General features: G+C 68.2%; 9 protein-coding genes. 3 read left to right on the top strand and 6 right to left on the bottom strand.

Translation table 11 applies throughout. The annotated features are described in order from the left end of the window. Window positions 1–42 precede the first annotated feature (42 nt). Window positions 43–1,185: a vitamin B12 ABC transporter permease BtuC gene (btuC, locus tag NO930_RS08150; RefSeq protein WP_256403087.1), complete on the top strand. Its 1,143-nt coding sequence runs from the start codon at window positions 43–45 to the stop codon at window positions 1,183–1,185. Next, window positions 1,182–2,462, top strand: a complete 1,281-nt coding sequence (locus NO930_RS08155; protein WP_256403088.1) for an ATP-binding cassette domain-containing protein — start codon at window positions 1,182–1,184, stop codon at window positions 2,460–2,462. The genes btuC and NO930_RS08155 overlap by 4 nt, the downstream gene beginning before the upstream one ends. A 4-nt stretch (window positions 2,463–2,466) precedes the next feature. On the opposite strand, the gene NO930_RS08160 is transcribed toward NO930_RS08155, so the two are convergent. From NO930_RS08160 to NO930_RS08175, 4 genes are all read right to left on the bottom strand, one after another. Then, window positions 2,467–3,699: a digeranylgeranylglycerophospholipid reductase gene (locus NO930_RS08160; RefSeq protein ID WP_256403089.1), complete on the bottom strand. Its 1,233-nt coding sequence runs from the start codon at window positions 3,697–3,699 to the stop codon at window positions 2,467–2,469. Window positions 3,700–3,814: 115 nt separating this feature from the next. Next, window positions 3,815–6,160, bottom strand: coding sequence for a PAS domain S-box protein (locus NO930_RS08165; protein ID WP_256403090.1), 2,346 nt, complete (start codon window positions 6,158–6,160; stop codon window positions 3,815–3,817). A 69-nt stretch (window positions 6,161–6,229) separates the two neighbouring features. Continuing rightward, on the bottom strand, window positions 6,230–7,093 hold the full coding sequence (locus NO930_RS08170) for a 2-oxoacid:ferredoxin oxidoreductase subunit beta (RefSeq protein ID WP_137783475.1): 864 nt from the start codon (window positions 7,091–7,093) through the stop codon (window positions 6,230–6,232). Window positions 7,094–7,096: 3 nt separating this feature from the next. Continuing rightward, entirely contained in the window at window positions 7,097–8,854 is a 1,758-nt protein-coding gene (locus NO930_RS08175; protein WP_256403091.1) for a 2-oxoacid:acceptor oxidoreductase subunit alpha, read from the bottom strand. A gap of 303 nt (window positions 8,855–9,157) precedes the next feature. On the opposite strand from NO930_RS08175, the gene NO930_RS08180 reads away from it, so the two are divergent. Further along, entirely contained in the window at window positions 9,158–9,802 is a 645-nt protein-coding gene (locus tag NO930_RS08180; protein ID WP_137783477.1) for an FAD-dependent oxidoreductase, read from the top strand. Window positions 9,803–9,853: 51 nt separating this feature from the next. On the opposite strand, the gene citZ is transcribed toward NO930_RS08180, so the two are convergent. Together citZ and NO930_RS08190 are read right to left on the bottom strand one after the other, a co-directional pair. Then, complete coding sequence (citZ, locus tag NO930_RS08185; protein ID WP_256403092.1) at window positions 9,854–11,002, bottom strand: citrate synthase; 1,149 nt, start codon at window positions 11,000–11,002, stop codon at window positions 9,854–9,856. A 127-nt stretch (window positions 11,003–11,129) separates the two neighbouring features. After that, window positions 11,130–13,031, bottom strand: coding sequence for a PINc/VapC family ATPase (locus tag NO930_RS08190; RefSeq protein ID WP_256403093.1), 1,902 nt, complete (start codon window positions 13,029–13,031; stop codon window positions 11,130–11,132). Window positions 13,032–13,093: the final 62 nt, after the last annotated feature.

Here is a 13,093-nt window from a genome sequence, read left to right on the forward strand (position 1 = left end):
CCCAATAAGTACTTACCTACCACAAGTCTCCTTGGTGAACAGATGCACGCGTGGACGCGATCGATGGCGTGGTCCGCGGCGCTCGCGGCGACGCTCGTCGCCGTGATGGTGGTGAGCGCCGCGATCGGTCCGGTCACCATCCCGCCTACGGAGGTGCTGAAGGCGGTCGTGAACGCGCTTGTCGTCCCCGTGGGCGTCGAGTTCACGTCACTCGGCGGCGGGCCGCTGTTGCTGCCGGGCGTCGACGTCGCCTACCGCTCCCCGTTCGCCTTCCCCGTCGACGACGTCCACCGCCAGATCGTCGTCGGGGTGCGGCTCCCGCGGATCCTCTTGGCCGCGCTCGTCGGCTTCGCGCTCGCGGCCGCCGGAACCGTCATGCAGGGCTTCTTTCGCAACCCGATGGCGGACCCGTCGATCATCGGCGTCTCGTCGGGCGCGGCCACCGGCGCGGTCGCGTTCATCGTGTTTCCCGTCGCGGTCTCCGTCACCCTCCCTCTCCCGATCGTCGGCGCGGTCGACGTGGGCGTCTCGGACGGCACCGGGTTGAGCCTCTTCGCGTTCGTCGGCGCGCTCGCCGCCGCGTTCGGCGTCTACGCGATCGCGACCACTCGCGGTCGGACGCCGGTGGCGACCCTCCTCCTCGCCGGCGTCGCGGTCCAGACGTTCCTCGGCGCGGTGATCTCGTACCTCCAACTGCAAGCCGGCGAGTCGCTCCGCCGTATCGTCGCGTGGCTCATGGGTCACCTCTCGGGCGCCGCGTGGAGCGACGTGGCCGTCACCGCGGCCGTCGTCCCGCCGCTTTTCCTCCTGCTTCTCGCGTACGCTCGCGACCTCAACGTCCTGCTTCTCGGCGAAGAGGAGGCGCGCGGGCTCGGCATCGCCGTCGAACGCACGAAGCGAATCCTGCTCGGTGCCTCCGCGCTCATCACCGCCGCGGGGGTCGCCTTCGCCGGCGTGATCGGATTCGTCGGGCTGATCGTCCCGCACATGCTCCGGCTCGTGGTCGGCCCTGACCACCGCGTCCTGCTACCGACCGCGGCGCTCGCCGGCGGGTCGTTCCTCGTCGCCGCAGACACCGTGGCCCGCTCCGGGAGCACGGAGCTCCCGGTCGGCATCGTCACCGCCGCCGTCGGCGCGCCCTTCTTCGTCTACCTGCTCGTGAACCGGGAGGTGCACGAGCTTTGAGCCCCGGTGCCCCGGAGCCGTCCGACCGCGACGCCCCGCTCGTCGACGTCGAAGACCTCGCCGTCGCCTTCGGTGACGTCTCCGTCGTCTCGGGCGTCGACCTCCGCGTCGACCGCGGCGACCTCGTCGGACTGGTCGGCCCGAACGGGGCCGGGAAGACCACGATCCTCCGGGCTATCAAGGGGACGATCACCCCGGACGCCGGTTCGGTCCGGCTCGACGGCGAGGCGGTCGCGGACCTCTCCGCGCGCCAGACCGGCCGCCGCGTCGCGAGCGTCCCCCAAGAGACGAACCTCGCGTTCGACTTCCGGGTGCGACACGTCGTGGAGATGGGTCGGACCCCTCACCTCGGGCGATTCGACGGCCACGGAGCCGACGACGAGCGCGCGGTCCGCGAGGCGATGGACGCCGCCGGCGTGTCTCGGTTCTCCGACCGGCCGATCACCGCGGTGTCCGGCGGCGAGCGACAGCGGGTGCTCCTCGCGCGGGCGCTGGCTCAAGAGACGCCCGCCCTGCTCCTCGATGAACCCACCGCGAGTCTCGACGTGAACCACGCCGTCGAGACGCTCGAACTCGTCCGCGACCTCGTCGACGACGGGCGCGGCGCGCTCGCGGCGATCCACGACCTCGACGCGGCCGCCCGGTACTGCGACGAACTCGTCGTCGTCGCGAACGGCGGCGTCCACGCCGCCGGGTCGCCGGAAGACGTGTTGACCGCGGAGACGCTGCGCGCGGCCTTCGACGCCGAGGCGTTCGTCGGCCGAAGTCCCGCGACCGGCGAGGCCGCGGTGACGGCGTTCGCCGCGGTCGACGCCGACGACCCCTCCGGAGAGACCGTGCAGTCCGGCACCCGCCGGATCCACGTCGTCGGGAGCGGCCGCGACGCGGCGAGGACGATCGCTCGACTCGCCGCCGCCGGTCACGACTTGTCTGTCGGCGTCGTTCCCGCCGGCGACGCGGCCGCCGCGGTCGCCGCGGACGCTGGCGCGGCGGTCGTCTCCGCTCCGGCGTTCGAGCCGGTCGACGACGAGACGCTGGAGGCCGCGGTCGCCCTCGCGAGCGAGGCAGACGTGACGGTCGCGGTCGGCGGGGATGCGGGACCGAACGCGCCCGTTCTCGCGGCCGCCGACCGCGTCGTCTCGGTCGACGGAGACGCGACCGACGAGGCGGTGCTGGCGGCGGTTCGCGAGTCCGGGTCCGAAAGCGGCGAGGGCGATCCGGAGACGGAGGGACGAGGACCGCCGATCGAACGCGGCGTGAGAGAAGCGATCGAGTGACGCGCTACAGGAAGTGCTCGCGGGCGAAGGTGGCCAAAAGCGGGATGTCGTCGAGGTGAAGCAGCTTCGCCATCGCCCCGGTGTCGCCTTGATTCGCTTTTTCGAGCGTGTTCTCGTCGGTCGCGCGGAGGTCGCGCATGAACCGGTCGTACCGCTCGTTCGGCGCGAGGTACAGAAGGCGCGTGAGCATCAGCCGCGCTTTCATCCGCGGTGCGACGTCGCGGTGCCAGAGTCGCTCGTAGACGGCGAGGCTCTCCGCGTCGAGGCGGCGCTCGGAGTCGGTGAGGCAGCGGTCGACGGTGGCCGCGGCGGCGCGGGCCGACTTCATCCCCTTGTGGATCCCCTCGCCCCACAGCGGATCGATGGTGGGGACCGTGTCCCCGATCGCGAGGAAGCGGTCGGTGTGCATCTCGTCCGGCATCTGGATGTGGGCGGAGCCGCGGTGGACCTTCCCGTCGATCTGCTCGGCGTCGGCGAAGCGGGGGTCGCTGTCGACCCACTCGTTCAGGTAGCCGTCGACGGTCTGTCCCTCGTCTGCGAACTCGCGGTGACGGTCGTTCTGGATGTAACAGATGCCGACCTTCGCCGTGTCCTCGCCCGTGGCGAAGATCCACGAGTACCCCCCCGGGGCGATGTCGTGGTCGAGCCGGAGCATCATCGCCCGCCGCAGGTCGGCGTACTCCGGGTGGTTCATCTCGACGCCCTCCATCTCGTACTCGATCCCGATCGCCTGGTTCTCGCGTTCGAGATCGACCACGTCGAGCGCGCTCGCGATCGGCGCGGCCGGCCCGGTCGCGTCGATCACGACCTCGGCGTAGACCTCCTCGTCGCCGTTGTACCTGACGCCCTCGACGACGCCGTCGTCGTCGAGGATCGGCCGCGAGACCCGCGCGTCGAACCGGTACTCCGCGCCGTTCTCCCGACCGTCCTCGACGAGGAACCGTTTGAACTCCGCGAACTCCAACACCGCGCCGGGCTGGTAGCTCTCGTAGTAGCTGTTCGGCGACTCCAACACCACGTCGTCGGTGTACGACATCACCACGTCGTCGGGGATGCCGAACGCGGACATCATCGACGGGAAGGTGCCGGCGGTCGATTTGTTGCTCTGACGGGGGAACTCGGCCTCCGGCTCCGTTTCGAGGACGACGACGTCGTAGCCGCGGGTCGCCAGATCGCGGGCGCACTGTGCCCCCGCCGGTCCAGCACCTGCGATCACGACGTCGTAGCGGTCAACCATATACCGGTGAATACGGACCCACGTAATTAGGCTTGCTGAAACCGGTCGTGACCGACCGCTGACCCCTCGCTACCGGCGTATTTTGGCCGAACAGAGAGGTCGGAATGCCCGCCGTTCATTCGCTCCCGACGACCGTCGCGCCCGAGACCTCGAACCGCGCTCCGCCCGACTCACCGGCGACCGCGTCGATCGACCACCCGTGCGCTTCGGCCACTTCCCGCACGATCGTGAGCCCGAAGCCGGTTCCGTCGGGGTCCGTGGAGTAGCCCCCCTCGAACACGCGGTCTCGCTCGTCGGCACGGATTCCGACGCCGTCGTCTTCGATGAAAAATCCCGTCCGATCCGCGAGCGGTCCGACGGTGATCGACAGGGACGACCCGTCGGTCTCCGCCCTCTCGGCACGTCCGTGCTCGACGGCGTTCCGGAAGAGGTTCTCGAAGAGCTGTCGAAGCCGGCTCTCGTCGGCGTTGACCCGCGCGTCAGCCTCGACCGCGAGCGTCGCGTCACCGGTCTCGACCGTCCGCCACGCCGCCTCCGCCACGGCTTCGAGGCGAATCTCTTCTCGGTCCTCGACCGGCTTCCCTTCGCGCGCGACCGCGAGTAGATCGTCGATGAGGACCTCCATGCGGTCGAGCGCGTTCGCGGCGTCGTCGAGCCGCGGGTCCTCACACGACTCCCTCGCGAGATCGAGGTTCCCGGCGGCCACGCGGAGCGGACTCCGCAGATCGTGGGAGACGAGGCTCGCGAACGCGTCGAGCCGCTCGTTCTGCCGTTCGAGTTCGCGCTCCCGCTCTTTTCGATCGCTGATATCGCGGATCACCCCGACGCGCGCGGCCCCGTCTTCCGACCCCGGAAGCGAGGTAAACCGGAGTTCGGCCGGTATCGTCTCGCCGTCTATCGTCCGGAAGTCGTACTCGATCCGGGCGACGTCCTGGTCGCGTTGGGCCAGCGACTCGTACATCGCGGTCGTCTGTGCGATCACCTCGTCGCCGACGAGTTCGCGTATCGGTCTCCCGGTCAGCTCCTCGCGGCTCGCCCCCTTCATCTCCGCGTACGCGTCGTTGACGAAGTCGATCCGCCCCTCGTCGTCCAGCGTGTACACCGCGTCCGCGAGCGACTGAACGATCGTCTCGTACCGTTCGAGGTCGCGTTCGCGCGCGGCCCGCTCGCGGTTCCGGACCGCGCGGTGGACGATCTCCGCCACGTCGCTCGCGAACTCGACCTCGTCGTCGGTCCACTCGCGTCTCCCCCCGACGTGCTCGTGACAGACCATCCCGATCACGTCGCCGCCGGACCGGAGCGTCCCGTCGAGCAGCGCACCGACGTCCTGGTCCGCGAGGTAGTCCGCCAACTCGGCCGTTCGCGGGTCGCTCTCGGCGTCGTCGACGGCGACCGCGCGGTTCGTTTCGAGCGCCTCTAGGTACGTGGGGTGTTCGTCGATCCGCAACCGGGCTCCCGCGCCGTGTTCGCCGGCCTGACGGTCGTAGTCGCCGACGCAGTGAAGGACCCTTTCGGAAGTCTCCCCCTCCTCGATCGCCGGTTCGGGATCGGCCAACCAGACGTTGACGCGGTCGACGTCGAGCACCCGAGCGGTCGCCTCCGTGATCGTCCGGATCGCCGTCTCAAAGGAGCCGTCGGCCACCGCGTCGTCCGTGGCCAACCGGAGCAGCGTCTCCCGTTGCCGCCGCTGGCGCTGTCGCCGGCGCTTCGCGTCGGTCACGTCCACGCCGAACCCGGCGACTCGAACGACCGATCCCGTCTCGTCGCGGATCGGTTCGCCGCGGACCTCGACCCACCGCAGGGTGTCTTCACTCGCCGTGACGCGGAACGTCAGCTCGACCGACTCGCCGGCTGTGAGCCGGTCCATGGCGTCTCGCACGCGTCCGCGGTCATCGGGATGGACGCCGTCGAGGAACGCGGTCGAATCCCTCTTCAGCTCGGCTATCGGCCGCTCCCACAGATCCTCGTAGGCGGCGCTCACGAACAGCAACTCGCCCCAGTCGGCGTCGAAGACGAAGATGAGCTGATCGGTGTTGTCCGCGACCTCGACGAGCCGCTGTTCCGCGCGCCGACCGCGGAACTGCGATACGGCGTTCGTAACGCGGTTCGCGAGCAGTTCGTACTGCTCCGTGCCCGATTCCTTCTGGAGGTAGTCGGTCGCGCCGGCCCGGAGCGCCTCGCTCGCTACCGTCTCGGAACCCTTCCCCGTGAACAGCACGAACGGGAGGTGCGGTCGGTCCTCACGGACGGCGCGGAGGAACTCGATCCCCGACCGTTCCGGCATGTCGTAATCGGACACCACGCAGTCGACGGTCGGTCCCTCGTCGAGCGCGTCGAGGCCCGCCGCGACCGACGCGACCGTCTCCACCGTGAACCGGTCGTCTATCCGCTCAAGGAAGGCCGCAGTGAGATCGGCGAAGTCGGGCTCGTCGTCCACGTGGAGAACCCGGATCTCGTCCATACCCGTGGTGCTCGCGTCGAGAATAAATAGCTGTGTTGTCCGTCGGTGAAACGAATCGGACGACCGCGTTCAGTAGAACTCGCGGACGAGGTCCGTCGCGCCCTCCGGCGCGCCGTCGGGAATGACGGACATGTCCTCGTCGACGCCGTGTTGCTCGTGGTACGGCACCGACTCCTCGTCCTGATAGATGACGCCCTGATGTTCCTGCTCGCTGTCTAAGATGACGTCTTTGGCGTCCTCGCGGGAGGACGGGTCGTGGTCGGTCTCCTTCAGGTCGACGAGCGAGTCGCGGAAGTAGTCGTAGGTGTCGACGTCGTTGAACGTGACGCAGGGCGAGTAGACGTTCACGAAGCCGAACCCGTCGTGTTCGACCGCCTGCTGGACGATCTCCTGATGGCGGAGCGCGTCGGAGGAGAACGACTGCGCGATGAACGTCGCGCCCGACGCCAGCGCCAGCGCGTGCGGGTTGACCGGCGGCTGTTTGGGGCCCTCCGGGCTCGTCGACGTCTCGAAGTCTTCCCGAGAGGTCGGCGACGCCTGCCCCTTCGTCAGCCCGTAGATGCGGTTGTCCATCACGACGTACGTCATGTCGACGTTGCGCCGGACGGCGTGGACGAAGTGGCCCGCGCCGATGGAGTAGCCGTCGCCGTCGCCGCCGGCGACCATCACTTCGATGTCCGGGCGGGCCATCTTGACGCCCGTTCCCACGGGGAGCGCCCGACCGTGAACGCCGTGGAGCGCGTAGCTGTGCATGTACGTGCCGATCTTTCCGGAGCAGCCGATTCCGGCGACGACGAAGGTGTTGTCGGGGTCGTTGCCCGTCTCCGCGAGCGCCTTCATCATGCCGTTCATCGTGCCGAAGTCGCCGCATCCCGGGCACCACGTCGGCTGCTTGTCGGACTTGAAGTCGGTGAATCGAATGTCTGAGCTCATTGGTTACGCCTCCACCTCCGCCGCGAGGGTGGCTCTTATCTCCGCTGCGAGTTCGTCGGCCTTGAACCGCACGCCGTTGTACTTGTTTATCCGGTCGACCCGTTCGAGCACGTCGTGCTCCACGAGGTCGGCGAACTGTCCCTGCTCGTTACACTCGACGACGACGACGTTCTCCGCCGCCGCCACGTCCTCGGACAGGTCCGGCCGCGGGAAGATGTACGGAACGGAGAGCACTCGGACGTCGATCCCCTCGTCGTCGAGGAACTCGATCGCCTCCGCGAGCGCGCCCTCGTTCGATCCCCACGTTATCACGAGCGTGTCGGCGTCCGCGTCGCCGAACTCGCGTGGACCCCAGTCCTCGCGCTCGCGGGCGGTCTCGACCTTCCGGTTGCGCTTGTCGACCTGCTCGACGCGCATCTCCGTGTCCTCCGTCCGGCGGCCCTGCTCGTCGTGTTCGAGGCCCGTGGACATGTGCGCGCCGTCAGCGGTGCCGGGGAACGCGCGCGGCGAGATGCCGTCATCGGTGATCTCGTGGGGCTGGAAGCCGCCCGACTCGCTCATGTGGTCGTCGATCGCGGACTCGTCGACCACGAAGCCGCGGTCGATCTCGACTGCGTCCATATCGAACGTCTCGGGCGTGAACGTCTGTTCCGTGACCGCCATCGAGAGGTCCGCGGTGATGTACACCGGCAGCTGGTATTTCTCGGCGAGGTTGAACGCCTCGACGGTCTTCCAGAAGCACTCGGCGATCGTCGTGGGCGCGAGCACGAACCGCGGGACCTCGCCGTGGCCGCCGTACAGCATCTGATTCAAGTCGCCCTGCTCCTGTTTCGTCGGCATCCCGGTCGATGGGCCGGAACGCATCACGTTACAGATGACGAGCGGCGTCTCCGAGGTGGCGATGAGCCCGAACGTCTCCGTCATCAGGTCGATCCCCGGACCGGACGTGGCGGTCATGGCGCGCGCGCCTCCGCGGGCGGCCCCGAGCGCCATGTTGATCGCGGACAGCTCGTCTTCGGCCTGCACGACGTGGCCGCCGTACCGCTCGATTCGACCGGTGAGGTACGTCATCACGTCGGTCGCGGGAGTGATCGGATAGCCGGCGTAGAAGCGGCAGCCGGCCGCGATGGCCCCCATCCCGATCGCCTCGTCGCCGTTGAGGAGGACGTAGTCCTCGTCGGTCGTCTCCAGGTCGTAGTCGAACTCGTGATCGAACTCCTCGGCGACGTACGACTGCCCCGCCCGCGCGGCCTCCTTGTTGTTGTCGACGAGCTTCTGTCCCTTGTCCTTGAAGCGCTTTTCGAGCGCCGAGTCGAGGTTCTCGATCGGGAAATCGGCGACCTCACAGGCGGCGCCGAGCGCGACGACGTTCCGCATGATCGCCCCGCCCGCCTCCTCGGCGAGCCGCTTGAGCGGCACGTCGATCCCGATCATCTCGTCGGGGATTTCGACGTCCTGCATCGTCGTCCGCTCGCCGTCGTAGATGATCACCGACCCCTCGTGAAGCTCGTCGAGGTTCTCCTCGATGGTCCGCGGGGTCAACGCGATGAGCACGTCCAGACGGTCGACGACGCTCTGTACCTTGTCGACGGACGTCCGCACCTTGTACGCGGTGTATCCCCCTCGGATACGCGACGCGAAGTCCTTCGACGTGAACACGTGCCGACCCGCCCGAGAGAGCGCTTGCGCGAAGATCTTCCCGGTCGAGTCGATGCCGTCACCGGCCTCTCCGCCGACGGCCCAGTTGAAGTCCGCAGCCATGCTATAGCCGGACGTTTCACCGGACTCATCAAAAGACTTCTGGAAGGAGCCACCGACGGAGATCTGTACGTCCGTGTTTTAAATCGCAATTATTGCCTCCTTAAAAAACATATGATGGCTCATACAAAAATAACTGGACATACGTACTCTGTTTCCCTCACGATCGACCCTTTCTGTCGCAGTGTGTTTCGACGTTCGTCGAACTGTCAGTGGGCCGGCCGGACGCGATCCGCTCGGGGTTTCGGCCGGGGCAGGACCGACGCCGACGGGAACACGTTTGTGTCCGCCGGCCGGATCGACGCCATGGACACGACAGCCACGGTCAGCGCGGTCGAGACGGTCGGTCGCGACACGTACGCCCTCCGGTTTCACGCGCCGGACGGCTTCGACGCCGAGCCGGGACAGTTCGTGAAGCTCGGCACCGAGATAGGCGGGGAGTCGGTCGCTCGCTTCTACACGCTCTCCTCGCCGACCGTCGGCGACACCTTCGAGGTCACCGTGGGCATCGACCCCGACGACGGCGGCGACTTCTCCGCGTTCCTCGCGAACGCGGAGGCCGGAACCGAGATGACGCTCTCCGGGCCGTACGGCGACCAGCACTACGACGGCGAGGATCGGGCGGTCGTCGTCGCCGGCGGCCCCGGCGTCGGACCGGCGGTGGCCATCGCGGAACGCGCGCTCGACGACGGCGGCGAGGCGGCGATCGTCTACCGCGACGCCGACGTGGCACACGCCGACCGGATCGAGGCGCTGACGGCGCGCGGCGCGACCGTTCACCTCCTCGACGCCGACGCGGACCTTCGCGACGCGCTCGAAGACGTGGTGACCGGATCGGCCGACGAAACGCTCTTCGTCTACGGCTTCGCCGACCTCGTCGACGACGCGACCGCGGCGATCGAGGCGGTCGGCGGCGACCCGGACGCGGCGAAAGTCGAGAACTTCGGCTGACGACGCGACTGCGACGGCCAGCCCGTCAGAACCGGCGACCGATCGGCCGAATCAGCGTTCGTCGACGGGAACGAACGAGACGTCGTCGGGGCCGGTGTACCGCGCCCGCGGCCGGATGAGGCGGTTGTCCTCTTGATACTCGACGACGTGTGCGATCCAGCCGCCGACGCGGCTCATCGCGAAGATGGGCGTGTACATGTCGACGGGAATGCCAAGCGAGTCGTACACCGACCCCGAGTAGAAGTCGACGTTCGGCGCGATCCCCTTCTCTAAGAGCCCCTGATCGGTGAGGTACTCCTCGATCGCGGTGGTGTAGTCGAGCCACTTCGTGTCGCCCGAGGACTCGGCGAGGTCACGCAGCTTCTCTTCGAGGATCTTCGCGCGGGGGTCCTTGACCGCGTAGACGCGGTGGCCGAAGCCGGGAATTCGCCGGCCGTCGTCCCGAGCGTCTTTCACCCACTCGACGGGGTCTTTCGCGGACGCGTCGATCTCGTAGAGCACCTCCATGACGTCTTGGTTCGCCCCTCCGTGGAGCGATCCGGAGAGCGCCCCGATACCGCCGGTGACGCCGGAGTAGACGTCGGCCATCGTCGAGCCGATCACCATCGCGGTGAACGTCGAGGCGTTGAGTCCGTGGTCGGCGTGAAGCGTGAGCGCCATATCGAACGTCTCCGCGCTGACGGCGTCGGGTTCGGTCCCAGTGAGCATGTAGAGGAAGTTCGCCGCGTGCGAGAGGTCGGGATCGGGCGCGATCGGGTCTTCGCCCTGCCGCGCGCGCTCGAAGGCGGCCAGCACCGTCGGGATCTTCGCCGTGATCCGACGTCCCTGCCGGAGCGTCGCCTCGAGGTCTTCCGGGTCCGCGTCGGGCTCGGGCTCGTACGCGGAGAGCATCGACGTCGCGGTACGGAGCGCCGCCATCGGCCGCTCGCCGGCGTCTGCCAGCGTGCGGACCGTTTCGAGCACGTCGTCGTCGACGTCCCGTTCGGTCGCGAGCTCCGCGGTGAACGCGTCGAGTTCCTCGCGCGTCGGCAGCGAGCCGTACCACAGGAGGTACAACACCTCCTCGTAGCTCGCGCCGCGCGCGAGGTCTTCGATGTCGTGCCCGCGGTACACGAGCTTGCCAACCTCGCCGTCGACGTAACTCAGATCCGACTCCGCGACGAGGACGCCTTCGAGCCCGCGCTTTAACTCGTCTGACATGGAGGAGGGTTCCTTCCACCACCAAAAAAGCGTTATCTTTCAGGAGGGATACGATTCGACGATCGTGGTACTTCATTTGAACCGAACGACGGAGGCGGTGGAGCGGTCTCGGTCGGCGCCGGGAGAGTCAGCGCGCCGGGACGACCGTCACCCGCCGCTTCCGGTCGATCGCGTCTTCGAGCTCCTCCGCGATCGCAGAGCCGCGTGACACCTGAACTTCGCCGCCGCGACCGACGGTAGCGGTGAAGAGGTACTCGCCGTCCGCGCGGACTTCGACGGTTTCGCCGACGCCGTCGTCGACGTCGATGACGACGTGCCGGGAGGTGATCTCCGGCTCGACGACGGTGCCGCGCTCGTCGCCCACCTGTCCGCCGGCGCTCCCGTCCGTCCCGCCCGTTCCGTTGGTTCCGGCACCGGTCGAGGCGCTACCGCTCCCACCGGGCTTGTCCGCGTGCGTCCGCACGTCGATCTCGATGCCGAGCCGGTTCTCGATGTCGCTGATGCGCCCGCCGCCCTTGCCGATGACGGTGCCGATGTCGCCCTCCGTGACGTACACGACGGCTTTGTCGTTGCCTTTCAGTTCGACGTCGACGTGCCCGTGCGCGACCGATCGGATCTCCCGTTCGATCTCCTGTTTGGCGATCCGACCGACCCCGGACTCCGCGTCGCCATCGTCCGCGTCGTCGAGCGGCACCGTGACGACCTGCCGGTTGAACGTGTAGATCTCGTACTCCGGACGGCCGGTCTCGAAGTTCGACACTTGGATGACCGGCCGCGCGAGGTCCTCTGCGGTGAGTCCCGCCGGCACCTTCACCTCGGTCTCGACGTCGTAGACCGTGTGGACCTCGCCGGCCTCGATGTAGACGACCGTGTCGACGATCTGCGGGATCATCCCGAGTTCGACGCGGCCGACGAGCCGCTGGAGCGCGTCGATGGCGCGGGAGGCGTGGACGACGCCGACCATTCCGACGCCGGCCATCCGCATGTCGGCGAACACCTCGAAGTCGTCGGTCTTCCGGACCTCGTCGTAGACAGTGTAGTCGGGACGGACGAGGAGCAGGGAGTCGGCGGTGTTCGCCATGTCGCCGCCGAGCGCGCCGTACTGGGTGATCTCCGGACCGACCTGCAGGTCGCGCGGCTTCTCCATCGTCTTCACGGCGTAGTCGGCGTCGTTCAGGAACTCCGCGACCGCCTGCGCGAACGTCGATTTCCCCGCGCCGGGCGATCCGGAGATGAGCACGCCGCGCTTCCGTTCGAGGAACCGTTCGCGGAGTTCGTCGGCGAACTCGTAGTCGTCGAGCGTCGTCTTCGCGATCGGCCTGACGGCCGTGATCTCGATCCCGTCGGCGAAGGGCGGCCGCGCGACCGCGATCCGGTAGTTGCGGAACTGGACGATGTCCATCCCGTCGTCGGAGAGTTCGATGAACCCCTCGTTCGACTGGCGCGCGAGGTCGACGATCGAGTTGGCCCACTCGCGCATCTGCGCCTCGTCGGTCGGCTCCTCTTCGATCTCGACGTACCGCATCTCCCCGAGTTGGCCCCGTTTGGCCTTCGGAACGGTGTCGGTCTTGAGGTGGACCGACATCGTCTCGTCGGTGAAGAAGTCCTGTATCGGGAGATCGTCGACGACGCCCCGCGCGACCGGCTCGACGTACTCGACGTCGAGCCCCTTCGCGCGGGCGACCTCGGCCTGCACGATGTCGCTCGATAGGAGCGTGGCCCCGTGGTCCGTCGCCAGATCGCGGATCAGCGCGTCGACGTCGCCCTCGTGCGCGTGCGACCGGGCGTCGCCGCTCGCGCGCTCCCCGACGTATCGCAGTTCGATCGTCCCGTCGTCGGCGAGGTCGGCGAGCCGCTTGAGTTCGCTCAGGCCGTCCCACCCCGACTCCAGGCCGTCGTTGGCCTGCGACTCCAGTTCGCCGACGACGGCCTCGGGGACGAGGACCGTCACCGACTCGTAGCTCCCGGCGGCGACGCGTTCGGACACGCGGCCGTCGACGACCGCACTGGTGTCCGGTACTACCTTCATACCGTGGCTCCGAGCGGGAGCGGTATAAGGGTGTTCGACCCGGACGCGCTCCGAGCGGACGC

Source organism: Halorubrum salinum, from assembly GCF_024494575.1.
Classification (GTDB): domain Archaea; phylum Halobacteriota; class Halobacteria; order Halobacteriales; family Haloferacaceae; genus Halorubrum; species Halorubrum salinum.

Excerpts from the sequence above, each read along its gene's own strand:
- btuC (WP_256403087.1), top strand. The coding sequence starts at position 43 with ATGCACGCGTGGACGCGATCGATGGCGTGGTCCGCGGCGCTCGCGGCG.
- NO930_RS08160 (WP_256403089.1), bottom strand. The coding sequence starts at position 3,699 with ATGGTTGACCGCTACGACGTCGTGATCGCAGGTGCTGGACCGGCGGGG.
- NO930_RS08165 (WP_256403090.1), bottom strand. The coding sequence starts at position 6,160 with ATGGACGAGATCCGGGTTCTCCACGTGGACGACGAGCCCGACTTCGCC.
- NO930_RS08170 (WP_137783475.1), bottom strand. The coding sequence starts at position 7,093 with ATGAGCTCAGACATTCGATTCACCGACTTCAAGTCCGACAAGCAGCCG.
- NO930_RS08175 (WP_256403091.1), bottom strand. The coding sequence starts at position 8,854 with ATGGCTGCGGACTTCAACTGGGCCGTCGGCGGAGAGGCCGGTGACGGC.
- NO930_RS08180 (WP_137783477.1), top strand. The coding sequence starts at position 9,158 with ATGGACACGACAGCCACGGTCAGCGCGGTCGAGACGGTCGGTCGCGAC.
- citZ (WP_256403092.1), bottom strand. The coding sequence starts at position 11,002 with ATGTCAGACGAGTTAAAGCGCGGGCTCGAAGGCGTCCTCGTCGCGGAG.
- NO930_RS08190 (WP_256403093.1), bottom strand. The coding sequence starts at position 13,031 with ATGAAGGTAGTACCGGACACCAGTGCGGTCGTCGACGGCCGCGTGTCC.